This is a genomic window from Sporosarcina sp. 6E9 (assembly GCF_017921835.1).
Lineage (GTDB): Bacteria > Bacillota > Bacilli > Bacillales_A > Planococcaceae > Sporosarcina.
Map to the genome: position 1 here is coordinate 1965584 of NZ_JAGEMN010000001.1, position 24089 is coordinate 1989672.

At 38.8% G+C, this 24089-nt stretch carries 22 protein-coding genes, 1 other RNA gene and 2 pseudogenes; 5 read left to right on the forward strand and 20 right to left on the reverse strand.

Translation table 11 applies throughout. The features are described from left to right. The 4 genes from J4G36_RS10015 to dacB form a co-directional block, all read right to left on the reverse strand. Positions 1–1014, reverse strand: a complete 1014-nt coding sequence (locus J4G36_RS10015) for an ABC transporter substrate-binding protein (protein WP_210469860.1) — start codon at positions 1012–1014, stop codon at positions 1–3. A gap of 219 nt (positions 1015–1233) precedes the next feature. Then, positions 1234–2421, reverse strand: coding sequence for a M20 family metallopeptidase (locus J4G36_RS10020; RefSeq protein ID WP_210469861.1), 1188 nt, complete (start codon positions 2419–2421; stop codon positions 1234–1236). Between the two features lie 299 nt (positions 2422–2720). After that, entirely contained in the window at positions 2721–3110 is a 390-nt protein-coding gene (locus J4G36_RS10025; RefSeq protein WP_210469862.1) for an NEAT domain-containing protein, read from the reverse strand. A gap of 267 nt (positions 3111–3377) precedes the next feature. Further along, positions 3378–4904, reverse strand: coding sequence for a D-alanyl-D-alanine carboxypeptidase/D-alanyl-D-alanine endopeptidase (gene dacB / locus J4G36_RS10030; protein WP_210470521.1), 1527 nt, complete (start codon positions 4902–4904; stop codon positions 3378–3380). Positions 4905–5392: 488 nt separating this feature from the next. Between dacB and J4G36_RS10035 the strand changes: the two are divergent. After that, positions 5393–6068: pseudogene (locus tag J4G36_RS10035) on the forward strand (bile acid:sodium symporter family protein); the annotation flags it as partial. Positions 6069–6417: 349 nt separating this feature from the next. Next, positions 6418–6750, forward strand: coding sequence for a hypothetical protein (locus J4G36_RS10040; protein ID WP_210469863.1), 333 nt, complete (start codon positions 6418–6420; stop codon positions 6748–6750). Positions 6751–6849: 99 nt separating this feature from the next. Here J4G36_RS10040 and J4G36_RS18940 read toward each other — a convergent pair. After that, a pseudogene (locus J4G36_RS18940) lies at positions 6850–7134 on the reverse strand (aldehyde dehydrogenase family protein); the annotation flags it as partial. Between the two features lie 209 nt (positions 7135–7343). On the opposite strand from J4G36_RS18940, the gene J4G36_RS10050 reads away from it, so the two are divergent. Beyond that, a complete protein-coding gene (locus J4G36_RS10050) occupies positions 7344–8660 on the forward strand; it encodes a uracil/xanthine transporter (RefSeq protein WP_210469865.1) in 1317 nt (438 codons plus the stop codon). Between the two features lie 264 nt (positions 8661–8924). Here J4G36_RS10050 and ssrS read toward each other — a convergent pair. The 4 genes from ssrS to J4G36_RS10070 form a co-directional block, all read right to left on the reverse strand. Then, a non-coding RNA gene (gene ssrS, locus J4G36_RS10055) (6S RNA) lies at positions 8925–9115 on the reverse strand. A gap of 13 nt (positions 9116–9128) precedes the next feature. Beyond that, the gene (locus J4G36_RS10060) at positions 9129–9578 is read right to left on the reverse strand and encodes a VanZ family protein (protein ID WP_246880471.1); all 450 of its coding nucleotides are present in this window, start codon (positions 9576–9578) and stop codon (positions 9129–9131) included. A gap of 68 nt (positions 9579–9646) precedes the next feature. After that, positions 9647–10396, reverse strand: coding sequence for an ABC transporter permease (locus J4G36_RS10065; RefSeq protein ID WP_210469866.1), 750 nt, complete (start codon positions 10394–10396; stop codon positions 9647–9649). Beyond that, entirely contained in the window at positions 10393–11124 is a 732-nt protein-coding gene (locus J4G36_RS10070) for an ABC transporter ATP-binding protein (protein WP_210469867.1), read from the reverse strand. Before J4G36_RS10070 ends, J4G36_RS10065 begins: the two co-directional genes overlap by 4 nt. A 482-nt stretch (positions 11125–11606) precedes the next feature. Here J4G36_RS10070 and J4G36_RS10075 point away from each other — a divergent pair, with 482 nt between their 5' ends. Continuing rightward, positions 11607–12215: a transposase gene (locus tag J4G36_RS10075; protein WP_368668771.1), complete on the forward strand. Its 609-nt coding sequence runs from the start codon at positions 11607–11609 to the stop codon at positions 12213–12215. A 117-nt stretch (positions 12216–12332) separates the two neighbouring features. On the opposite strand, the gene J4G36_RS10080 is transcribed toward J4G36_RS10075, so the two are convergent. From J4G36_RS10080 to J4G36_RS10115, 8 genes are all read right to left on the reverse strand, one after another. After that, the gene (locus J4G36_RS10080; RefSeq protein ID WP_210469869.1) at positions 12333–12692 is read right to left on the reverse strand and encodes a DUF488 domain-containing protein; all 360 of its coding nucleotides are present in this window, start codon (positions 12690–12692) and stop codon (positions 12333–12335) included. A 238-nt stretch (positions 12693–12930) separates the two neighbouring features. Beyond that, a complete protein-coding gene (locus J4G36_RS10085) occupies positions 12931–13179 on the reverse strand; it encodes a DUF6429 family protein (RefSeq protein ID WP_210469870.1) in 249 nt (82 codons plus the stop codon). Between the two features lie 332 nt (positions 13180–13511). Then, positions 13512–14309 carry a histidinol-phosphatase HisJ family protein gene (locus J4G36_RS10090; protein WP_210469871.1) on the reverse strand — a complete coding sequence of 266 codons (798 nt, stop codon included), beginning with the start codon at positions 14307–14309 and terminating at the stop codon, positions 13512–13514. 73 nt (positions 14310–14382) lie between these two features. Continuing rightward, positions 14383–15327, reverse strand: a complete 945-nt coding sequence (locus J4G36_RS10095) for a transketolase family protein (RefSeq protein WP_210469872.1) — start codon at positions 15325–15327, stop codon at positions 14383–14385. Then, positions 15324–16169, reverse strand: coding sequence for a transketolase (locus tag J4G36_RS10100; protein WP_210469873.1), 846 nt, complete (start codon positions 16167–16169; stop codon positions 15324–15326). Before J4G36_RS10100 ends, J4G36_RS10095 begins: the two co-directional genes overlap by 4 nt. 15 nt (positions 16170–16184) lie before the next feature. Further along, positions 16185–17549: a PTS ascorbate transporter subunit IIC gene (locus J4G36_RS10105; RefSeq protein ID WP_210469874.1), complete on the reverse strand. Its 1365-nt coding sequence runs from the start codon at positions 17547–17549 to the stop codon at positions 16185–16187. A gap of 23 nt (positions 17550–17572) precedes the next feature. After that, on the reverse strand, positions 17573–17854 hold the full coding sequence (locus J4G36_RS10110) for a PTS sugar transporter subunit IIB (protein WP_210469875.1): 282 nt from the start codon (positions 17852–17854) through the stop codon (positions 17573–17575). A 2-nt stretch (positions 17855–17856) separates the two neighbouring features. After that, positions 17857–19896 (reverse strand): BglG family transcription antiterminator, encoded by a 2040-nt coding sequence (locus J4G36_RS10115; protein WP_210469876.1) that lies wholly within the window; start codon positions 19894–19896, stop codon positions 17857–17859. 378 nt (positions 19897–20274) lie between these two features. On the opposite strand from J4G36_RS10115, the gene J4G36_RS10120 reads away from it, so the two are divergent. After that, positions 20275–20880, forward strand: coding sequence for a zinc ribbon domain-containing protein (locus tag J4G36_RS10120; protein WP_210469877.1), 606 nt, complete (start codon positions 20275–20277; stop codon positions 20878–20880). 225 nt (positions 20881–21105) lie between these two features. On the opposite strand, the gene J4G36_RS10125 is transcribed toward J4G36_RS10120, so the two are convergent. The 3 genes from J4G36_RS10125 to J4G36_RS10135 form a co-directional block, all read right to left on the reverse strand. After that, positions 21106–22368 (reverse strand): amidohydrolase family protein, encoded by a 1263-nt coding sequence (locus tag J4G36_RS10125; protein ID WP_210469878.1) that lies wholly within the window; start codon positions 22366–22368, stop codon positions 21106–21108. After that, positions 22326–23423 carry a hypothetical protein gene (locus tag J4G36_RS10130; RefSeq protein WP_246880473.1) on the reverse strand — a complete coding sequence of 366 codons (1098 nt, stop codon included), beginning with the start codon at positions 23421–23423 and terminating at the stop codon, positions 22326–22328. The genes J4G36_RS10125 and J4G36_RS10130 overlap by 43 nt, the downstream gene beginning before the upstream one ends. 275 nt (positions 23424–23698) lie before the next feature. Continuing rightward, a complete protein-coding gene (locus tag J4G36_RS10135) occupies positions 23699–24088 on the reverse strand; it encodes a carboxymuconolactone decarboxylase family protein (protein ID WP_210469879.1) in 390 nt (129 codons plus the stop codon). Position 24089: the final 1 nt, after the last annotated feature.

The window sequence follows — 24089 nt, forward strand, 5'->3', positions numbered from 1 at the left end:
TTATTGTACACTTGTAAATACATCAATGTATTTTTCAATGATTTCATCACGATTATCCTTAACATACTCTTCATCTTCTTCGATAATATTAATATCAGAAAGAGGAGTCATATGATCGCCTAGTTCAACATCTTTTCGTAATGGACGATTTGTCAATTTCGTTCCAAAAGCATCTTGTGCTTCTTTAGAAATTACAAAATCAACAAATTTCTTTGCATTTTCAAGATTTTTAGAGCCTTTTACAATTTCCACACCTGCATCTAAAAAGACAGTTCCTTCTTTTGGATAGACGATTTTAACTGGAGCACCGTCCCTAACATAGCTTGCTGATGGGTCTTCATATGTTAAACCAACAACATATTCACCATCCGCTACACCTTTATGAACAGCTCCTGAACCGCTCGCAACTTTTCCATCTAAGTTCTCAATCAATTTTTCTACATAGTCCCAACCTTTATCAGATGTGTAGTCTCCACCAACTGCCAATAACATATTTGTTAATTGTGCAAATGCTGAGCTTGAGCTAGCTGGATCAGCTGCAGCAATTTTACCTTTCAGTTCCGGATTTAATAAATCTTCATATCCTTCTATTTTAATGTCGCCAATCAGATCCGTATTCACCAAGATTACACTGCCATCTGCAATGGTAGGCGTTAAGAATCCAGTTTCATTTTTATGACCATCTAACATGTCACCATCATTTTTCGATATATACTCTTCAAACAGTTCTGGATACCCTAAAGCCTGAGCCTTACTCCCGCCGAACATGATATCCGCATATGGGTTGTCTGTTTCAGATGAAATTCGTTTAATTAATTCTCCAGTACCAGCTGATATTAGCTCTACCTTGATACCAGTCTCTTTCTCAAACATAGGGATGATTGTATTTATGATATCCTCACTATTTGGAGAATATATAACTAACTTATCATCGCTTCCACTGTCTTTACCTCCGCAAGCAACTATGAATATTGTTAAACTTAGAACCATTACCAAACTAATCAATTTCTTCATTGTAAATCCCCCTTCTTCTATTTTCATAGGTATATGTTAATTCTATTACCACCTGTAAGCGTTTACAATGTCACTTTTAAACACAATTGTCTACTTTTTATAACAGTTTGGAAAAATCAATATAAAAATCCAATCTACAAATAAAAAAGGTGTTATCCCAAAAGTCAGTGAGAACTGATTTTCTACGACAACCCTTTTTTCATTTGTTCTTTAATAATATTACTCCATTTTCAAATACCCACAAACCACATGTCCCACCGATTTCGCCGAAACAAGTAAGGCATCCTCATCAATATCAAACTTCGGATGGTGATTGAAATAGGCTTTTTCCACACCCTTTGGTTTACAACCGATATAAAAGAATACGCCCGGTATTTTCTCCAAGTAGTACGAAAAGTCTTCTGAGCCTGAGAGCATCGGATATTCAGTGACATTGGAAATTTCCGGGTCCTTTGCGTCGTTGAGAATCGAAACGACTTGTACTGTGATATCGGGATCATTATACAGTGGCGGATAATCAGTTAGGTACGTCAACTCGCATTTCACACCAAACTCTTGCCCGATGCCGTCAATGATACGGCGTAGTTCCTTTTCGATGCGTTTTTCAGTATTTTTATTCATATAGCGGATATCACCTTCGATTTCGATGCTGTCTTTTATGATGTTGAAGGTGCCTTTTCCGTCGAATGAACCAATTGTTACTACACCCATTTCAAAGGGATTGAGTCGGCGGCTGACAATGGTTTGGACGGCGGTCACAAAATGAGCGCCAGCGACGATTGGATCATTTGCGTTCTGTGGAGATGATCCATGTCCGCCTGTTCCTTGAATGATTAATTTGAAATACGCTCTTCCCGCCATTGAATAGCCACTTCGGTAACCAACAGTTCCGATAGGGTCCATGGGGAATAAATGCGTTCCAAAAACAGCGTCTAAATCATCAAGAACCCCTGACTCGACGATGCTTTTCGCGCCGCCTGGTGGCACTTCTTCTGCATGTTGGTGAATAATTTTTATCGTACCGGCAATCGATGTCTTAAGTTGTATCAGACAGTCTGCAAGGATTAACATATACGCGGTATGGCCATCGTGTCCACAGGCATGCATGACGCCTTCATTTTTCGATTTGAACGGGACATCCGTTTCTTCGTGAATTGGCAGCGCATCGAAATCCGCGCGCAAGCCGATTACTTTTCCAGGCTTGTCCCCCTTAATCGTCACGATAATTCCATAGCCATTCCCAACATTTGTTTGGACATCCACATCTTTTCCTTTATAAAAATCTGCAATATATTGTGCCGTTTTTTCTTCTTTAAATGACAGTTCTGGATTTTCATGTAAATGACGACGAATTTGAATCATCACATCTTTACGGTTTTCAAGCATGGTCATTAACTTTGTTTTCAACTCATACTCCTCCTCTTAGTCAAGCATATCCTAAAATCGATATTATTATTTTGGACATATCTATATGTACCCGATATTTGATTTGCTAAAAACGGTGATTAAAAGAAGGGGTGTAAAAAAGGTACCTGTGCAAGGTGCAATTATGACTATTCGAGGATTCGTATAAAAAGTCAAAGGGATACCGACAAGGCGTTACTGAGTCGGCATCCCTTTTTGGGTTTATGCAATTGTAGTGTATTTTTCGAATAGTTTCTTGCACAGGTACCTTTTCTTGAGCAAGAGAGGCTAGATGCAATCTATTAAGCTAAATCTTTTTCATTAAATGAAAGCCTTAGCCCTTCATCGCCTTCGATTTTCCTCCCAGCATGTTCGACCACATATTGTACTTGAACATTTAAGGGTGATTTTAAATGTTCAAGTTTGAACGTTTCTTCCCGCTTATTTGCTTCTACGTTTACTTGTTTATCTGTCGCTTCTATAAGTTCACCGGCTTGATTCTCTACCTGAAAGCCTGTGATTGTTTTATGATCTGTTATCGTAAGTGTCAGTTGAATCTTATCATCTTTAATTGCTATAGAAGCTGTCTCACCGAGGTAATCTGCCATAGCAGAAGGTTCAATTGTCGTCATTTTGTGTGTGCGAACACCAATTTTATGGGTTCCTTCACCTATATGTATCTCGTTTATCATTCTATTTCCCCCTTCATTCGTATCGTGCAAAGCGTATGCTCTTATACCATGATTATTGACGCAGCCACATTACCATATAGTTTAATTCTATTGCCTATTAAATGCATTTTTTTAGCTCTGTATATTTCTGTTTCCCCTTTCTTCATTCAAATTGGTAATGAAAATCCCACCAAGTTTATGGTGGGATGATGGACTAGATAATGTGTGGCAGTCGGGCACTAATAAGCTGGTTTGCCCGCTCCCAATAGCTTTTAGTAGGCTCAACCTTTATTCGTCAAATTCGTGTTTGGCTAGTACTGTAGCTATCGCATCTTCTATTGATGTTAACGAGGAGCCAAGGTAATTGTTAATCATGATTGAGAAAACTAATTTCTCCCCGTCTTTAGATGATACGTATCCTGATAGGCTAGTAACACCTGTTATCGAACCAGTTTTTGCAGTTACGTTCCCTTTCGTCGGTTCTTGGGTCATACGGGTTCGTAATGTCCCGCCGACTAATCGGTCAGGCTCTCCTGCTATTGGCAAGGATTTCTTGAAGGAAGAAAACCAACTTTCCTCCTTAGCATTATTTAGCATTTTAGTAAACTCTGTGGCAGGAATCAAGGTTTTATGTGACATCCCTGAGCCATCACGAAGCAAGATTGTATCGCCTTTTACGCCCAAATCTGTCGTTACTTGATGAATGACTTGGAGGCCTTCTTTCCAACTTCCTTTGTCATGGACAACTTTCCCCATTTCTTTTGTTAACGTTTCTCCAAGCCCATTATTACTAAGTTTCATAAATGGAATTAGAAGATCCTTTAGTTCAATAGACTTCCGTGAAGTGAGTATTTTAGCATCTGGTGGCGTAACCCCTGCTTCCACTTTTGAATTGCCGATGAGCTTAATGCCATTCTCTTCAAGTGATTTCTTAAACACATCTATTGCGTACATTGTCGGTTCCCACACCGCAACCCAGGATCTTGAGTTTGTCCCGTTTAATGGCATTGTACCTTGAATGACGATGTTATTTGATCCATGTTCGCGTTCTATTGAAATACTCTTGGCTTGACCTGCTGGGACCATTTTTGTTTTGTTGATAATTGTGACATAATCTGTTTCTGGTGATAGTGTTACTTGCGCAGTTTCGCCAGGCTTTTTGGAAGGACTTACTTCCACGATGACAGTACCTGAATCATAGTCCTCATTCGGAGAAATTGTTAACGCAGAAACTTGTGCGCCAGTATAGTAGGGCTCGTCATTCCAGTTTAAATCCATCGATAAGCGAACATCATCGTACCAGCTATCATCACCGATTAAATTCCCCTTAATTTTATGAATACCTTGCGCCTTCAATTCACTCGCAAGTTGATCAAGATCTTCCTTTAATAAGGTCGGATCTCCTTTCCCTTTCATGTATACATTACCATGAAGTACTTTTCCTGCGAGTCTTCCATCCGTCAATATTTCGGTCGTAAATTTATAATCTTCCCCAAGTGTCGCCAGCGCCGCAGCACTTGTTAGCAACTTCATATTCGATGCAGGATGTAAGCGAATATCGCCGTACTGCTCAAATAATTCTTCACCCATTTCATTTCTGACACTAACGCCAGCAATTGCCCCATTCAAACGCTTGTCGCTTAAAATTTCCTGAAGTTTTTCACTCAATGATGCAGATTCATTGAGTTGATTTGTTGTTACTTCCTCAGATGCATTTGCCGTGGAAAAGTTGTTTTGTCCAACTATTGGTGAAAAGGCTAATACCACAATTAAAAATCCTAATAATAGGCTCTTCAACTTTTTTCCGATTAACATAAATACGTCCACTTCCTGTCTAGGTTATTTGGTTAAATCTGTTTTTAGTGGTACCGATTTTGGAGATAGCCATTTAGGGGCGCCTTTTAAGGGGTGCCTTCTGGGGTACCCCTTAAAAGGTACCTGTGCATGGCCCAATTATGACTATTCCCGAATTCGTATTAAAACTCAAAAAAATAATGTGCAGTGTTGTTGTAATCGCATTCCCATATTGGATTATGCAATTGTAGTGTATTGTCAAAATTGTTTCTTGCACAGGTACCTAAAAAACGGTATCAACAAAAAAGCGTGATCATCTCTGGAGATTACATTCAATTTCGGTACTATCTTAATTCATCCTACCTCCCTATCGTTATTCACTGTACTTGAACTATTCCGTTTCATGGCAACGAAGTCCTTTAATTATTCTGTAAATGAACACTATGTAATAGCGATTTATGACAGTAAAGTGCTAAAGATGTAGATGGGATAGTCGAAAAAGGGATTACTTTATACTAAACAGTGGGTTTAATTTGCCAGCTGAGATCGCAATCGGTGTAATTCTCGTCGGATCATGTCCGGGCGGTACGGCTTCAAACGTCATGACATTCCTCGCGAAAGGAAATACAGCACTTTCGGTCGCAGTGACATCCGTTTCGACTTTGCTGGCGCCAATTTTAACGCCCGCTATCATTTTTGTACTTGCGCGCGAATGGTTAGAAGTTTCGGCTTCCACCATGTTTATGTCTATCTTGAAGATTGTGATTCTACCAATCATTCTTGGTTTAATTGTCCAATTCTTCTTGAAGGAACAGGCAAAAAAGAGCGTCGACATCATGCCGCTCGTTTCGGTTATTGCAATTGTCATGATTGTTGCAGCGGTTGTAGCAGGGAGTAAAGAGAAAATCATCGAATCGGGGTTACTCATTTTTGCAGTTGTCATACTACATAATGGGCTCGGTTATTTATTCGGTTTCTTAATCGCCAAGCTATTCAAACTCGACTATTCCAGTCAAAAAGCAATTTCCACCGAAGTCGGCATGCAAAACTCCGGACTCGGCGCCGCCTTGGCAGCCGCACACTTTAGTCCGATTGCAGCAGTGCCAAGTGCGATATTTAGTTTTTTGGCATAATATATCTGGACCGTTGTTGGCTACTTACTGGGCGCGACGGGCGAAGAAGTAATTTAGTAAATTTATAAAAACATGTGTGCAGGACATTGTTTATGTCACGCACACATGTTTTTTGATTTTACAAAGAATTTTTGTTGATCTACCCCTATTGAGAGGTACCTGTGCAAGGTGCAATTATGACTATTCATGAATTCGAATGAAAACTCAAAAAGTATTCCTACACATCGCTGTATCATGCAATTACTGTTTACCGATTATACAATTGTAGTGTATTGTTTGAATAGTTTCTTGCACAGGTACCTTTTAAAAAGTTCCAATAAATCATTTAATTTCCAGGATAAGTATACTATACTTATATATGGGGATAAAGTATAGGGTACATACAAAGGGGAATGGGGAAATTGGAAGAAGAGGTAAAGTTAAATTTAGATTGGCTATCGGGAGAAAAAGTAGAGATTCATGAACTAATTATGAGTTCCCAGGGGCCACTCATGATCATCATCATTCATGATATTTCACCTGTAGCTAGCCACCATGTTGTTAGACTTTTTACGTTAATGGGAGAAGAAGAAAACAATGAGTATTTCATTGATAAAGAAATTGACGCTTTTCCATTTCCGAATAATGAAATCGCAGTAGATTTTGCAGATAGGCTTCTAACAATGTCTGCGATTGAAATGCTTAATATTATGGCATTTAACCGGAAGAAGTTTGAAGTTGGTTTACTGCATTGAATGTGTAAGAAAAAGGCTAAAAGGAACCTGACCAATAATGGTTAGGTTCCTTTTTCACGCTGTCGCATTGTAGTTTTTAATAATAAACTTGAATTCGTTTTATTCAAGTGAAATATAGACGCTTTTAATTTCTGTGTAGTTATCTAGTGCATATGAGCCCAATACGCGATCAATCCCAGATTGTTTAAATCCACCGAATCGGGTCGCGACATCGAACACTTGATAACAGTTCAAACTGCGCCAGCTCTCAGCCTGCTTCAAGAACCGGACCAAAGATTATTTTACTCGACTTTGTTGTAAAGCGGAAACTAGCGGCCCCATTTGTGTATCTTCATTAATACCTGGTCCTTGTTTGATACTTTTCGCGTGGGAAACCATATCAGCTCATAATTTTAATGACTTGTAATAATTCCTCCCCAAAAATAATCGATGTAAGTGATTTCAACTCTATGTTATCATTAGTAAATAGACTCTATCGAATTATCCGCAAATTACATGAATTTCGTTAATAAATTATTATGATAAGCATTTTCTCTTAATCTTGATAGAGTAATATAATTTAGGTTTATTTATTATTGAAAAAAGGTGATTTTATGAATAGAATATTATCCTGGTCTACAACATTTGCTTCAGTCCAATGGTTCTTTTTTATTTTCGCGAATATTGTTGTCGTCCCTATTTCAATTGGTTTTGCTTTCAGTTTGCCGCCAGAACAAGTTGCCACTATTTTACGTAGCGCACTTATCGTGACTGGCGCGGCTTGTATCTTGCAAGGGCTAATTGGACATCGATTCCCTTTGATGGAAGGTCCTTCAGGGGTAATTTGGGGCCTAATTCTTAACTTGTGTTTATCGGCATCCTCACTTGGCTTAAGTTTACATAGCATTGGTGGAGGAATTGCAACTGGCATAATACTTGCTGGTATTGTAACAATCCTTTTAGCAGCATCTAATTTAATTTCATTCGTTCAAAAAATATTTAGCCCAATGGTTATGAGCGTCTATTTATTACTTTTAACTTTTCAACTTACATTCATTTTTTTCAATGGGATGTTGGAGATTAATGTAGACGGTTCATTGAATTGGCGTATCACATTATTTTCTTTTGGACTTGCAATTGTAGTTGCGCTAATGAAGATAATAGGAAATAAAGTAATTGGCGATTTTTCAATTTTAATTGGCATGTTGGGTGGTTGGATTGTTTATGCGTTGCTATTTCCAATCGCTAAGCCTGTCACAGATAGTGGGGTCGCTGCATTTTCTCTATTTCCATTAGGTACGCCGAATTTGGAATACGGCATAATTGCTATCACCTTTTTAGGTTGTATGATTAATTTAAGTAATACGGTGGCATCCATTCAGGCTGCATCTAAATTAATGGATGTGGATGTTTCTAGGAACCGATATCGATTCTCGTATTTGTTGACTGGAATCTATTCCATGATTGCATCCTTGTTCGGTCTCGTTGTCTTTGCGCCGTTTGCTTCGTCTATAGGTTTTTTGGAAAGTACACAGATTTTTGATCGCAGACCTTTTTTAATTGGTGGCGGACTTGTTATAGTCATCGGAATAATACCCACTTTAGGTCTAATGCTCGCTACGCTTCCTATGGCTGTAGGTAACGCTGTATTATTAGTGGCTTATTCCCAATTGTTGGGGACTTCCTTAAAAAGTTTTAATGGCTATACATTTAATTCAGTTACGATTTATCGGATTGCAGCCCCTGTACTAATAGGCGTAAGTATAATGACGGTCGATGCTAGTTTATTCACCTTTTTGCCCGCAATTATCCTCCCTTTAATAACAAATGGTTTCATCATGGGATTTTTGATCTCACTAATAATGGAGACTTTTATCAATTGGGAGCACGTGGGGACTGATCGGAAAGTTATAACTGATAGTACACAGTGATGTTTATTTATTAAGGTACCTTTATTAAGGTACCTGTGCACGGTACAATTATGACTATTCACGAATGTAAATAAATAGTCAGAAAAATATCGACTAAACACTATGAAGTCGACACTCCCATTTATTTTATGCAATTGTAGTGTATTGTTTCTTGCACAGGTACCACACACACCTACCAAAGGTACCTAACAAATTCGCAAACAAAAAAAGCACCATCCGAAGTGGACAGTACTTTGCTATGATCTTTAATCTAATTTTTTATGTAGGTAAGCCGCCTCTGCCGTATTTATATAGAAAGTTTTAAACCACCACTTCTAAAAGTGGGTGTTCGCAGAAATTTTCCTGTACGTCCTCATTAATAATGAACGAGGCATGCCATTCCAATTTCGATGTAAAACTCCCTGTTACAGTATAAAGGTTAAAACTTAATAGTCATACGAACAATGCAGCTTGTGTTCTTAGTATACATCACTTATGATCAGCAATCAATGGTTTATTTTCCCTATCATCAATTGCATTTTTAGAAAAGGAGTTACAAAGTAAATATGCCAAGTAAATCCCCACCAAATCTATCCCTACATCAAACAGCCGGCCACTCCGAGAAAAATACAGTTGCAACACTTCTGTAAGTAATGCATACGAACCACTTACTACGAAGGCAATTTTCATGTTGTTAAAACCCCGAAGGAGCAAAATATAAAGTACGCCAAACCCTAAGACATGCGCCGTTTTTTGAATCAAATAAAAGCCGCTTGTTAAAGGAATATCGCCAATAATAAACAAATCAGCGAACACTGGTGAAGGATTTATTTTAAAGCTTACAACTTGATTATACAAAAATGCATGGGGATCAGATGTACAAGTTGCAACGAGTATGAATGCCATAAAGGCGAGGATAAATAATCGGAATAAGTACAAGGAACAACAACCTTTCGCGTAATAATACTACTTAATATCCCCAAAGGCGGCTGCCGCTATCCATGCATTTACTTTCTCAACAATTGCATTCGCTCGTTAAAAAGGCTTGGATACGATAAAAACCCAAGTAAAATACTGGTTACCGATGCGGTTGTGAGCAATAAGAAAATAATAAGTAATTGGTATTGGACTGCTTGGACTGGGTCCGCGCCTGCAATGATTTGACCGCTCATGATGCCGGGGAGTTGAACGAGTCCCATTGTCTTTTGACTTTCGATTGTTGGAATCATGCTCGCTTTAATCGAATTGATGAGTTGCCTGTTAATGGCTTGTTTTGGGGTACCACCGAGTGAAAGAATTAATTCGGTTTCATCCGCATGCGATTCCACTTCTGCTGTAAAGCGATTGAGGAATAAAATCGACAGCACCATCGAGTTTCCGATGACCATTCCACTCGTCGAAATGATATACGGCGCAGTTGCTGGAATGATTTTGAAGCCTAGCATGATGCTTTGCGTCAGCACTTCGACGAATATGAGCGTGACTGCAATTTTCCACGTAATTCCCTTAATCGACTTCCCTTTTGTGCGCGCATTTTGCGTTGCCGCTAAAATCATAAGCGCTACCATTAAGAAGATATAGATAGGGTTTTCTGAATCAAACACGAATTTCAGCACGTATCCAACTGCTAATAATTGAACAATCGACCTGATCGTCGCGATAATCGTGTCTTTTTCTAAACCTAACCGGAGTGTCTTGGATAAAATCAGAGGTATAACAACAAATATCAGCGTGATAGATAACGTTATATATGTCATGATAAATCTCCTTGTACAAACTGCTTTACGAGTTCATTTTTCGGTGATTTCAACAACCCACTTTCCCCAGTTTCAACAACTTCTCCGCCCATCATTACCCAAGTATAGTCGCCGATTGACAAAGCTTGCTCCAAATTATGCGTAATCCAAATAATCGTCACGCCGTATTTCCGATTGATTTTGGTTATTAATTCTTCGATTTCATGTAATGAAGTCCGGTCCAAAGCTGACGTGATTTCATCCAACAGCAAAATTTCCGATCGATTCACTAACGTTCGGGCAATCGATACCTTTTGACGCTGTCCACCCGACAAATCATCCGTTTTCCAATGCAAAAACTTATCCTCTAATCCGACATCCTCTAGAAAACGAATCGCATCTTCTTCACTCAACTTTCCCCCGCGTAATTCTAATGGCAGGCATAGGTTTTGAAATACAGTGCCTGAAATCATCGGCGCACTTTGAAGCGCAATGCCCACAAAACGTCTTAATTCCACAGGTTCGAATGTCGCAATCGGTTTCTTGTGAATCAAAATTTCTCCAGCAGTCGGAGATATAAGACCATTACACAATTTCAACAATGTCGTCTTCCCTGCCCCTGAAGGACCGACAAGCGTGGTAATCTTCCCTTTCGGAAACGATCCCGTAATCTTTTTTAATATATTTATATCACCAACCGAATAATCCACTTCACGAAAATGAAGTGCAGGTTCATATAATTTATCCATTAACAATCTCCTCTGGATGATATCTATTCGCAAGTCCATTTATTAAAAGGGTTAACAGAGGTAACTTTAAAGAGGTACCTCTTTAAAGGTACACTTATGACAATTCGAGTCTTTAAATTAATATTCATAAAAGATTTAACGAATCCTTCTATCATAGTATTTCGATTTAGGTTTATGCAATTGTAGTGTATTTTTGGAATTGTTTCTTGCACAAGTACCTAGATAATATGTGTTGTATAGTACCAATATACACTAGTTAGTATCGAATAACCGCTTGAGGATTTCGCGGTGGGGAGTAAAAACCTCAAAATAAAATTATCGGTCGAATTCTTGCTGTAAAATTACATTTTAGTTTTCATTTTCCAGTTTAACGCTGGGTTTATGACGGTTCAAGATTCATTTTTAGTTACTTACTTTTTCTTCCATCGGATTGATGGTAAGTCATTTTTTAAGTATGATTAAGGAAATTTGATTGAATAGGAATAAAGGGGGTTTTTAATTCGCCAAGACGTAAAAGAAACTGGCATCCGCACGCCTATTATCATGTCAGCATGCGCGGGAACAACAGGCAAAATATTTTTCAGACCGAGGAAGACATTACGGAGCTTATGCGCATTTTCGAATACGGCGCAGCAAAAGACGGTTATACGATGCTCGCCTATTGCGTCATGTCGAACCATTACCACTTGCTGATCCGCTCGGAATATGTAGACCTTGCCAAAGTTATGGCGCGTATCAATCGAAGATACAGCGATTATTACGCAAAACGTTATGCTCACGTCGGCCGGATTTATGAAAAAAGATATTTCTCCAAACAAGCGAATGGTCCAAATGCAATTCTCGCTATTAGCAGCTACATCCATCGCAACCCAATCGATACCTTAATTCCAATTGTGGAAAAGCCCGAAGATTACCCTTACAGTTCGTTTCGCTATTACGCAAATGAAAACCTAACTCCACCAAGCTTCTTGAGAACGAATGTAGTAGCCAATTTCCTTCCAAATCCGATTGATAAAACGAATCAGGATTATTGTCAATACTGTCTAACGTATAAACAGACTGCGGAGGAGGACAAACAGTTGGAAGTATGATTAACATTAATGAATTTGGATAAAAAGTTAAAGGGATATCGACAAAGTGCAGTAAGTCGGTATCCCTTCTAATTTTATGAAATTGTAGTGTATTGTTCGAATATCTTGCACAGGCACCTAAACCTGTTGCCTGTCTAGAATTTCTTTTAGTACGACCGCTTGATTATGCTGTTCATCTTTTGCGCCGTAGACTAATGTTACATTCTTTTTATGCTTTATTACAATATCCTTGAGCTCTTCCATCAAGTCACTTTTATCGTCCAATTCCTTTTTATATTTCTTTTTAAATCTCTCGAACTTTTCCGTTTCATGATCAAACCATTTTCTTAATTCATCTGAAGGCGCGACTTCTTTCATCCAATGATCAATTTGTAAATCTTCTTTTGAAATTCCGCGAGGCCATAATCGATCAACAAGAATTCGGACGCCGTCTTTTTTAGAAACATCGTCATAAGCTCGTTTTAAATTTACTGGCATTTTATCCCTCCTGCACTTCCAGTATTCCCCGCTTATCAACTCGAAAAACATGGGAACAAGTCGATGGTCGCGATCTTTTCTTGACATCTGTACACGGTGCAATTTTGACTTTTCATGTTTTAGGGTAATAAGTCGTATGGATATCAACCAAGTGTTGTAGAGTCTTATCACTGCTCACTTGAGGCAATTGTAGTGTATTGTACGAAAAGTTTTTGACACAGGTACCTTTCAACCAGTTTTACCCCCTATCCCCATCTTCAGCAAAATACTTTTCCATCAATGCTTTCGCCTCTTTTACCCCATCCCCGGTTAAATAAACGGATTTGGATCTTTTACTATCCCTAATCAAGTCCTCATCAGAGAGTTCGTTTAATACATAAAACGGATATCCTTTCCAACTTCTAGGCATTTCTGGAAAGTCGTCTCTATCTTTCCACGACGTCAGGTATAGCAGTAGCAAAGTGAGATCCTTAATTTTATCCTCCATGTTAAACAACCTCTTTTCCTTTTCATTGATTTTAATTTAGTATATTTGAAGATTAATTGAATCTCAATGGTTTACTTTTCTAATGCAAGGTACCAATGGAAGGTACCTGTGCAAGGTACAATTATGATAATTCGCGGCTCTGGATAAACAATCAAGGGGATATCGACGAAGTGTTATACAGTCGATATCCCCTTTCTACTTTATGCAATTGTAGTGTATTGTCTGAATCGTGTCTTGCACAGGTACCTAAAAAGTGTACCTAAAAAGAGGTACCTAAAAAGAGGTACCTAAAAGAATAGCTAATATGTTGCACCGAAAGAAGTGCACTGGAACTATGTTATCCTGACGGCCCTAGCTTTTCTTGACTCAAATGTGTAGACATATTCAAAGCCTACTTCTTTTGCTAATGAAAGGGCGTCGCCGAGGTGGGCGCCTACGGTTTCTGCGCGGTGTGAATCTGAACCTATTGTGAGAATTTCGCCGCCAAGGTTTTTATATAACTTCAATACTTCCTTGGATGGAAAAGGTTCTTTCACCCTTTTGTTGGAAAGGCCGGATGTGTTGATTTCGATTCCGATTCCTCTTTCAATTGCCTTCTTCAATATAGCTTCGATGATTGAATGGAAATCGGCTAGCTTGTAGTTGCCGATTGTGTCTATTGCATATCGCTTCATGAGATCCAAATGGGCGAGGATATCTATGTCAGCGTGGGATACGAGTGCATAGACTTCTTCAAAATAGCCTTGGTAAACAGCGTGGGCGTCTTTGTTTTGCATATAGATTCTGAGTTTTTCTTCGTTAATATTGTGCACGGAGCCCATAATAAAGTCTAGATCAAAATCTATTAAAGCCTCTTTATATTCATCCCTTAACAAATGGGGCTCGCATAGTTCGATGCCTGCTTTGATGACCAATCTTCCATTATATCTGTTGCGGCATTCATTAATTTGCGAAAAGTATCTATCAAAATTTAGATGTCCGTAGGTAGGAACTTTAGGGTTTACGGAAAAGTGTTCCGTAAAACAAATTTCATCTAGTCCATTTTTGATGGCTTGTTCGCATACTTCAAGCATACTGGCTTTCGAATCAAAGGAATTATCTGTGTGGTGATGGTAATCAGTAAGATACATATCGTTACCTCCTTGCGAATAAATGTAAGAAATAGAACCCTGCTATCCATTATAGCAGGGTTCAGATTTCATATTATTGACTAACTAATTCTTTAGCTGCTTTTACAATATCTTCTGCAGTTAATTCATAAAACTCCTGCAAGAATGGTGTTAATCCGACTTGACCGAATTGTTCTTTGACACCAATTCTACGTACTGGAACCGGATAATTTTCAGCTAGGTATTCACAAACCGCACTGCCTAAACCGTTATTAACGTTGTGGTTCTCAGCCGTAACTACTTTTCCAGTTTTCTTAACTGAGTTTAAGAGAGTTTCTCCGTCCAATGGTTTGATGTAGAACATATCGATTACAGCAGCTTCAATGCCTTCTTTTGCTAACATATCAGCAGCTTGCAATGCTTCTGCCACCATGATTCCGCTTGCGACAAGCGTAACATCTTCACCGTCTCTTAAAACTTGTGCTTTTTCAAAATTAGTATTTTCATCGTAAAGTTTTACTGTGTCTTTACGAATTGTACGAATGTAGTGGACGCCGCCCTCTTCATAGCCTTTCTTAAGAAGATAAGCCAATTGAGTTGGATCACTCGCTTCATAGACTGATGCTTTTGGTACACTTCTCATTAATCCCATATCTTCAAATGTCATATGTGTGCCGCCATTATGTTCTGCAGATACCCCTGCATCTGAACCAACAAGTACAGCCGATAATTTAGCATAAGCTAATGACACGAATAGTTGGTCGAAAGCTCTTCTTGTTAAAAATTGTCCGAATGAATGCAAGAATGGTTTTCTGCCGGTAATATTCAAACCTGCAGCAAGACTCATCATATTTGCTTCCATAATTCCAACGTTTACATATTGGTTTGGCAACTTATCTTTTAGAGATCCTGTTGACATGGAGCTACTTAGGTCTGCTTCCATAACAATTACTTGTGGATCTTTTTGTGCTAGCTCATAAACAGTTTCAGCGTATACTTGACGCATTTCTTTTTCAGTTTTTTCAAGAATTAAAGTCATTTTGCAAGCACTCCTTCTAGCTGTTCTTCTAATGTCTCGATTGCTTCGTTAATTGCTTTCCAATCTTCCTCATTTGGGCGTACATGATGATTGTCGGCCTTTTCTTCTAGGTGTTTTACGCCTTGTCCTTTGATTGTATCTAGAACAATTGCTTGCGGCTTTCCTTTATTCTCTTTTGCTTGTGCGATTGCCTTATCGATAGCATCAACTGAAGATCCATCAACTTCTACTGTTTCGAAGCCGAATGCAGTTAATTTCGCAACAAAATCAAGCGGATCGATAATATCTTTCGTCGGACCATCTAATTGTTTTTTATTATCATCAAGCAGAACAATCAAATTCTCTAACTTGTGATGGGATGCAAATTGGAATGCTTCCCAACATTGTCCTTCGTTTAATTCGCCGTCTCCTACAATACAGAACGTGTAATTGTCTTGACCCGCAAGTTTATTACCATATGCAATACCTGTTGCAGCAGAAATACCTTGTCCCAATGAACCACAAGTCATATCAACGCCTGGCGTTAAGTTGCGGTCCGGGTGGGATGGCAATGTTGTTCCATTTTGGTTAAGTGTATATAAAACTTCTTCTGAAAAGAACCCTTTTAGAAATAGTGTTGCATACAATGCAGGTCCGCCGTGGCCTTTTGATAAAACAAAGTAATCTCTGTTCGGATCGTTTGCTGTATCTGTATCAACATTTAAATGCTTGCCGTAAATAGCTGCCAATGCTTCTACGATTGATAAGCTTCCACCGAAGTGTCCAAAACCTAAGGCTTTCAATTCTTTTAATGTATACAATCTAATTTGTTTCGCTGCTGTTTCTAGTTGTGTCGCTAGCATAAGTCAATCTCCTTTTTATTTAGAATCTGTTTGTTCTTTCTTCTTGTCGAATAAACCCGCGAAGAACATTAATGCAAGAATAACGATTAGACTAACTGTAATCGCAATCGGACCCGCATAATTTGCTAGTGTTCCGAAGAAGATACCTGCCACACCAAAGTCTGTATCCGAGAATGTAGAGTTTGCAAACCCTAGATCTCCTAATACTGGCATCAAGAATACCGGCAAGAATGAGATTAAAATCCCGTTAACAAAGGATCCTGCAACTGCCCCTCGAACGCCACCTGTTGCGTTACCGAATACACCCGCTGCTGCCCCTGTAAAGAAGTGAGGTACAACGCCCGGTAAAATGATGATTCCTCCTGAAAATGCCATGACAACCATACTGACAATTCCACCGACGAAACTGGAGAAGAATCCAATTAATACTGCGTTTGGTGCAAATGTGAAAATAATTGGTACATCTAGCGCTGGCTTAGCATTCGGTACTAACTTTGTTGAAATTCCCTTAAACGCAGGAACGATTTCGGCTAGTACTAAACGAACACCAGATAAAATGACGAATACACCTGCTGCAAATGTTCCACCCTGGATGAGTGAGAATACCAGGAAGTTCGTACCTTCACTTAATTCAGCCTCAATATAAGCTGGACCTGCAAACAATGCGACAACGACATATAGAATAATCATTGTCAATGCAATACTAACTGTACTATCCCGTAGGAACCCTAGTCCTTTTGGAAAGTTGATTTTTTCTGTTGATGTAGGATTTTTCCCTTTAACTGCTTTACCTACCAAACCACTAATTGCATATCCAACTGCACTGAAGTGACCGATTGCTACATTGTCATTTCCAGTGAGTTTACGCATGAATGGTTGAAGAATCGCAGGTGACAATGTCATGATAATACCCAATGCCACAGAACCTGCTGCAATTAGCGGTACCGTACTAAATCCTGCTACTGCCATAATGACGGCCAACATACATGCCAAATACAATGTGTGGTGACCTGTCAAAAAGATATACTTAAACTTTGTGAATCTAGCAATAATAATGTTTACAATCATTCCGAAAAACATGATTAATGCTGTTGTTGTACCATATTCCGTTAAGGCTAGTGCAACGATCGCTTCATTATTTGGAACTACGCCCGCTACATTGAATGCATGCTCGAACATAGCGCCAAATGGGGCCAAGGAACCTTGCAAGATACCTGCCCCTGCAGCAATTACTAGGAACCCAACAAATGTTTTTGTTGTTCCTTTTAATGTATCTGATATGTTTTTCCGTTGTGCAATGAGACCAATCAACGCGATTAACGCGACTAGAATTGCAGGTTGACTTAATATATCAACTAATACACTGAGAAAATTATTCATAATCCATTACTCCCTTTAGGAATTTAAATTTTTCCTTTATCTTTCATTACTTGTGTTACTTTTTCACGTAGCTCATCCATGTCGATAATACTTTCGAGAACGATAACCTCACCTAAATGAGATCCGCCTTCCGCAATATCCTTTGCAAGGAAAAACACATCTGCGTCACCTGGTGCTGCTGAACTTAGATCTGAATGATTCACTTCTACATCTGTGATGCCTAATTCGCTTAAAATTGTATTAATGTTCATTTCCACCATAAAACTTGTTCCTAAACCTGACCCACATACTGTTAAAATTTTCATGATTAATCTTCTCCCTTTTTTATAATTTCAATTACTTCTTCAGCTGTTTTTGCATCCTTCAATGTTTGAAGCTTCTTATCATCTGCCAACACTTTCGTTAAATGCGCGAGCGCTTTCAAATGGGCTTCATTATCAACCGCGGCGATGCAAATAAATATGTCGATTGCATGCTCTTCTTTATCCAAAAGCAATACTGGCGAAGTTGTCCGAAGAAAGGACATACCGACACTCTTTACACCGGTTTCTGGTCTTGCATGTGGAATAGCGATTCCTTTTCCAACATGGATGTATGCGCCTAGTTCTTCTACATTACTGATCATTGCATCGACATAGCTTGTTTCAATTTTATCGTCTTCAAGTAATGGTTTGGATGCTTTTGTTATCGCATCTCTCCATGCTAATTTTTCACTGGTAAACTGAATCATATCTTTAGTTAATAGCTCTGATAGCATTGGTGCATATCTCCCTTTATCTGTGTTTTGTGAATGCAATAAATTAACAAGTTCCGAATATAACTTTTCATCTTCTTTGATATCAGCATATTTACGTACAACTGACATAACCTGTTCAACGGAGACTTGATTGAAATCCATTTGTGGAAAATCTGATGCAACCGCCTGAAATAAATAATTTTTCTCAACTTGTGACAATAAAGGCTTTACAATATAAACCGGTTTTATTGATGAAACATCAACAGTCGAAAAAATTAAATCATAGCTTGATGTAGGTATTTCCGAAATTTCTCCGATGGTGTGAACACTGGATAACATAATCTCCGGAAACATTTCGTTTAGCTGCGCCTTTAACATAAGTGATGAGCTGATTCCATTTGTGCAAGCAATGATCGCATGTATTTTTTCTGGTTTATATCTTTTATTCCTGCCAAGATAACCGCCGAAATGAAGGGTAAAAAAACCGATTTCGTCATCGCTTATCACTTGTCCAGTCCACATGCTTAATGGAGATAACGCTTGTTTGACAAACTGGAATAACTCCCGATACTCTTCTTGAATCCGCGCTGTCAATGGATTGCTTAACGGTATTCTAAATGCGATTCTAAAGAACGCCGGTACCAAGTGGTTGTACAAGCTTTGTTTCAAAAAGCTTTTGTTTTCAATCGGCAATAAAGTGATTCGTTCAAACTCTTCAATGATACGATTCGCCAAATCTTCAAGCGATGTGTTTTCATCACGGGAAACTTCTTGTTGTGAAATAAGCAACTGGATTGTTACGTAATAGCTTTCCAATTCACCGGCTTCGCTAAATAAGTATTCCGCCAGCTTTTTCCCATGTTTATAGAGATTCTGTCTTTCGATGATTTGCTTTTCATATTCCTTAAAAAGTAATTCATCGCTTTTATTTCTTGCTCGAATGAAAGTAAGTCTTGTAATCATTTCTTTCTTTCGGCTATTAACCAACTGAATTTCATTTTCCGCTAAATAGTCGATAACGATTCTGTTCGTCGTTACCAAGTAATCATCTAACTTCCATTTCCTAAGCGCCAAAATGAGTATTTCCTTGCCTAATGCTTGGGATAATAGTGTGTCGATGCAATAGGAAGCCAATCTTCGTTTATCATATTCAGCCCCAACAAGGTGATAGCCATCAGCTCTTGTATATACCACTTCGATATCCCAACTGCTGCATAATTCCCTTACTCGTTTAACATCAGCCAGTGCCGTATTTCTGCTTACACCCAGTAGTAATTGATAATGGAAGTTCGAAATCGCTTCCTTGCGAATAAAGGTGTATAAGTAAATCAAAAATACTCTATCCTGTTCGGAAATGACAAAGAGATTTGGATCAATATCCAGAAGCAACCCAGATTTGGTAGCATCTCTTAACTTTTCATTTACTACGAATACATTATCTTCAATAACAATCCGTTGAAAATCCAAGTTTTCCAATGCATTATTGATCTTGTCCAAATCAGTCTGAAATTGTCTCTCCGAGATATTCAGCTTTCGCATCACTTCAGATTTGGTGATATTTTCATACATTGTGACTTCTTTCAAGAGTGCATATGATCTTTGGTCAAACACCAGCAACCCTCCCTCATCACTTCCTGCTTTCATTGTAAAACGCTTTCATACCTAATTCAATGCTATTTGAACCCAATCTCCGTCACAGATTTTGACTTACATTGTACTCATGCTCGAAATCCATTTTCAGGGGTTAATTGTGGCGGTACCTGTGCAAGGTTCATTTATGACAATTCACGGCTTCGTATAAAAACTCTTAAAGTCTGATTACGTACCTGTAGAATCGGGTTACTTGTTTGGTTTTATGCAATTGTAGTGTATTGTCGAAATAGTTTCTTGCACAGGTACCTAAAACTTATGAGGATATTTTCAGGAATTTGGAAATTATAACCCATAACCTATGAACTGAGGTATACTCAATTCATAGGTTAGGAGGGGATGAAAAGTTTGGTAAACTCTATGTATTGTCCCGAGTGCGGGAAGGAATTAAATGAAAGTGAAAAGTTTTGTGGAAATTGCGAAAAGCAAACTAGCGCAGTAGAATCGGACTTAACTCAAATACCCGAAAATGTACAGAATGACAATCTGTTGAGCGCATTTGTAGGGGAAAAGAAACAGGCGTATTATTTTGGGAAATGGCACCCAGATAATAAGAGACCCATTAACTGGGCTGCAGTTTTCGCTACTTTCTTTTGGTTAGGCTATCGAAAAATGTACAAAGTTATTGCATACATATTATTGATATTTATTGCAATCGATATTGTCATCTTGGTCACTGGAATAGATGGGGGCCCTATTAATAACTATATTGGTTTGGGTGTAGCAGTGACATTGGGTATAGCCGGAAATGGTATATATAAGAACCATGCTCAAAAAGAAATCGAAAAGTTGCAAACGGAATACTCAGGTGAACAGCTATTAGAAAAAGTAAAACAACGTGGCGGGACTAGTTGGGGTGGGTTTTGGATAGCAATTCTGTTATTTAGTGGTTATATATTAATAAGTATTGCACTGGAAATGCTAGCGTATCTATTTTTAGGTTAATCATGTATAAGGAAGGAAGCCGACAAGATAATCACTTGGCAGCTTCCTTTTTTTAGTCCCGTCAAGGTACCCTTCCAAGGTACCTGTGCACGGTGCAATTATGACAATTCACGAATTTGGATATAAAGCCAAAGGGATATCGACAAAGTGTTATGTGGCGATATCCCTTTCTTGATTTATGCAATTGTAGTGTATAATCTGAATAGTGTCTTGCACAGGTACCTATTAAATACGGTTGACGACTTGTTGGCCTTTGTAGAATACTTTCTTGATTTTTTCGACGTCGGTAATTTCTAAACCTGGAATTCCTTCGGCTACTAAAAGGTTCGCTTCCATTCCTACTTCGATTTTCCCAAAGTGTTTTTCTTTTCCTAGGATTTCAGCGGGATTTGCTGTGAGTACTGCTAGGATTTCGTTTTCGTTGTAATGCTGCTTTTTTAACAGGTGCATAGCTGGTTGGGCGATTAACATGAGTTCTTTGGGTCCTTTTAGTTCAGTGTCTTGAAAAGGCAGCCATGAGGTTCCTTGAAATGGTGGTAAATATGAATCGGTTGAAATTGATACAGGAATTTTATTGTCCATTAGCTTCAATATATCTCCGGGCGAGTTTGGCATGAGGTGAGTTCCTCCGATTGGTGTCGCTACAACTCTCACTTTTTGCTCTGAAACCTTTTCAATTAACGCGTCTGAAATGCCGTGCGCATGGTGTAAAACATCGAAACCTGCTTCTAATGCCATGTCGATTGCTTCTTCTCCAGCGACATGTGTGCCAATTTGTTTCCCTGACTGATGGTAGATGTCGACGATTTTCTTCAATTCTTCTAGTGTATAAACAATTTCTCCAGCTCTCGGTACTTCATTCGCAGTAAAATTGGCTGGTGTTGCGTTGATAAATATATTTTCTCCGGGATAGTCGCTTGCTTGTGCGATCAATCGGACCAATGATAAATCGTTCAAAGTTTTTCTATCTATGCTTTTAGATTGTGTGAGTGCACTAAAATGGGTTAATTCGTCAAAGCCAATTGAAATGCTTGTCGTGGCAAATGAAATATCAATCGGCATATCTTTAATCGCATTTCGATAATCATTCACTGAGAAATCGCATTGTGGATGACCACAAATTTGTTCACCCAGCGCAGTGATTCCCGAAGATAACGCATCGAAAAGAAGTTCCTTTCCCGCTACGAAGTGATTTATGGGCGCATCAGGATAAAGTGAGGTTGGTGCAAATTCTAATAAATGCGTATGGCAATCAACTAAAGAAGGCGTTATGACGAAATCCGAGCAATCGATTAACTTTATAGCAGGATATTTTTTCTCCAGCCTATCCCAAGTGCCTACATCAATAATCTTTCCTTCTTCGACAACGACAGCACCATTTTCAATTGTCCCTAAGTGACTAACAGTGACAATCTTTTTTCCGCAAAGCATATATTTCCCCATCATTAATTCACCAAGAATGGCGTTAATAGAACCGCTAATGTCCAAGCAGTTGCAAATCGGATAATCATTCCGACGACTGCTGCTTTTACAACTTCCTTTTCATTTAAATCCGATGATTCCGCCCAGGTTGCAGGCACTTGACCAAAAATGACCGACAATGGAAGGCCTGAATTCGCTAGCACGAATGAACCTACAATCAATTTTGGATCAACGGTACTTGCCAGCTCGGATAATTGCGCGACTGCGAGTGTAGGTGCGGCAAGGATTGAAACGATTCCAGTGGATGGTTCGATGCTCATTAAGGTTAATATCGTTGTTAACCCAGATTGAATTGCGTCCCAAATACCAAAGAATTTCAAAGCGCCAATGAAGAAAAACACTGCCGCGACTGCCGGGATAATAATTAAGAAAAGTAACTCGGCACCTTCTTTTGATGAGGAAAATATTGTTTGCAGGAACCTCGTTTTGGGTGTGAAACGGGGCAACTCCTTTAATGCGACACGCTTTGTATCTCGATATATTGTAACGGATAACAGATATGGAACAAGGATAATCGGCAGAAAAATTGCGAAGAATATAAGTGGAAATGCATTAATATTGAAGACAGCTAATGCGATAAGACCTAATACGAGCGTTGCAAAAGATTGCGGCGATTGAATCATCGTAGCAACAGCTATTTTCTGTTCGGATTTTGTCGCTTTCGCTTTCACCAAAATAGGCCCTGCTATTTTCCCAGCGGCATTGATATCTCCAAGAATGTTATAAGCACTTGGAACGATAACGGCAGGATTAATGTTAAGCCATTTCATCACGGGGACAAAAATTCGAATTAAACCGTCCGTAAATCCTAATCGCTCCAAAGTACGGCCAAAAATGACACTGACAATAATAGCAATTCCCACTTCACTCGTTAAAAAAATATCAACGACAACCGGCTTGACTTCCGCTATCACCGTGTTGAAAAAGTTTGCCAATGAATTAGGATTGAATATTAAAATCATTAATGATCCAGCAACTAGGAGTATTCCAATCACTTCAAAGGGTTGCCATTTTTCTCTAGTCTTCTTTTTCTCAGGTAATGAAGCTTGTTCTTTTTTCAAAATATAAATCCCCCTCTCTATTTCTACATTATGTGAAAATAAGGGGTTGTGTGTTTGTCTTGGATGGATAGTTTAAAAGGCTACCGTTTATGGCGACATCTTTGCAATAGCAATTATGGCGGTACCTGTGCAAGGTACAATTATGACTATTCGCCACACTGGATAAACAATCAAAGGGATACCGACAAAGTGTTATACAGTCGATATCCCCTTTTCACGTTATGCAATTGTAGTGTATTATCTGAATAGTGTCTTGCACAGGTACCTAGAACTCTCTATAAAGACGCGTCCTGCTCATTTTGCTTGAATATCTCATCGGCGATTCCCATTGCTTGAACAGCCTTTGGAAAGCCAACATATCCAGCACAGTGGATGATGATTTCGATGATTTCTTCTTTTGTGAGCCCTACTTTCAAAGCAGCTTGCAAGTGAACTTGAAGTTGATCGAAAGCACCTTGCGTAATGAGTGTGGTGAGCGTAATGATTTCCCGTTGAGAAAGGGATAGTGTATTTCTAGCATATAAATCTCCAAAACCAAAGGAGACGATTAATTCCCAAAGGTCGGGGGAAACTTTTTTCATTTGTTCCATTCCGCTACGTACTTCTTCAGAAAATAATTCTTCCATGACTTTCAATCCAGCTGTGTATCTTTCGTTCTCTTCCATC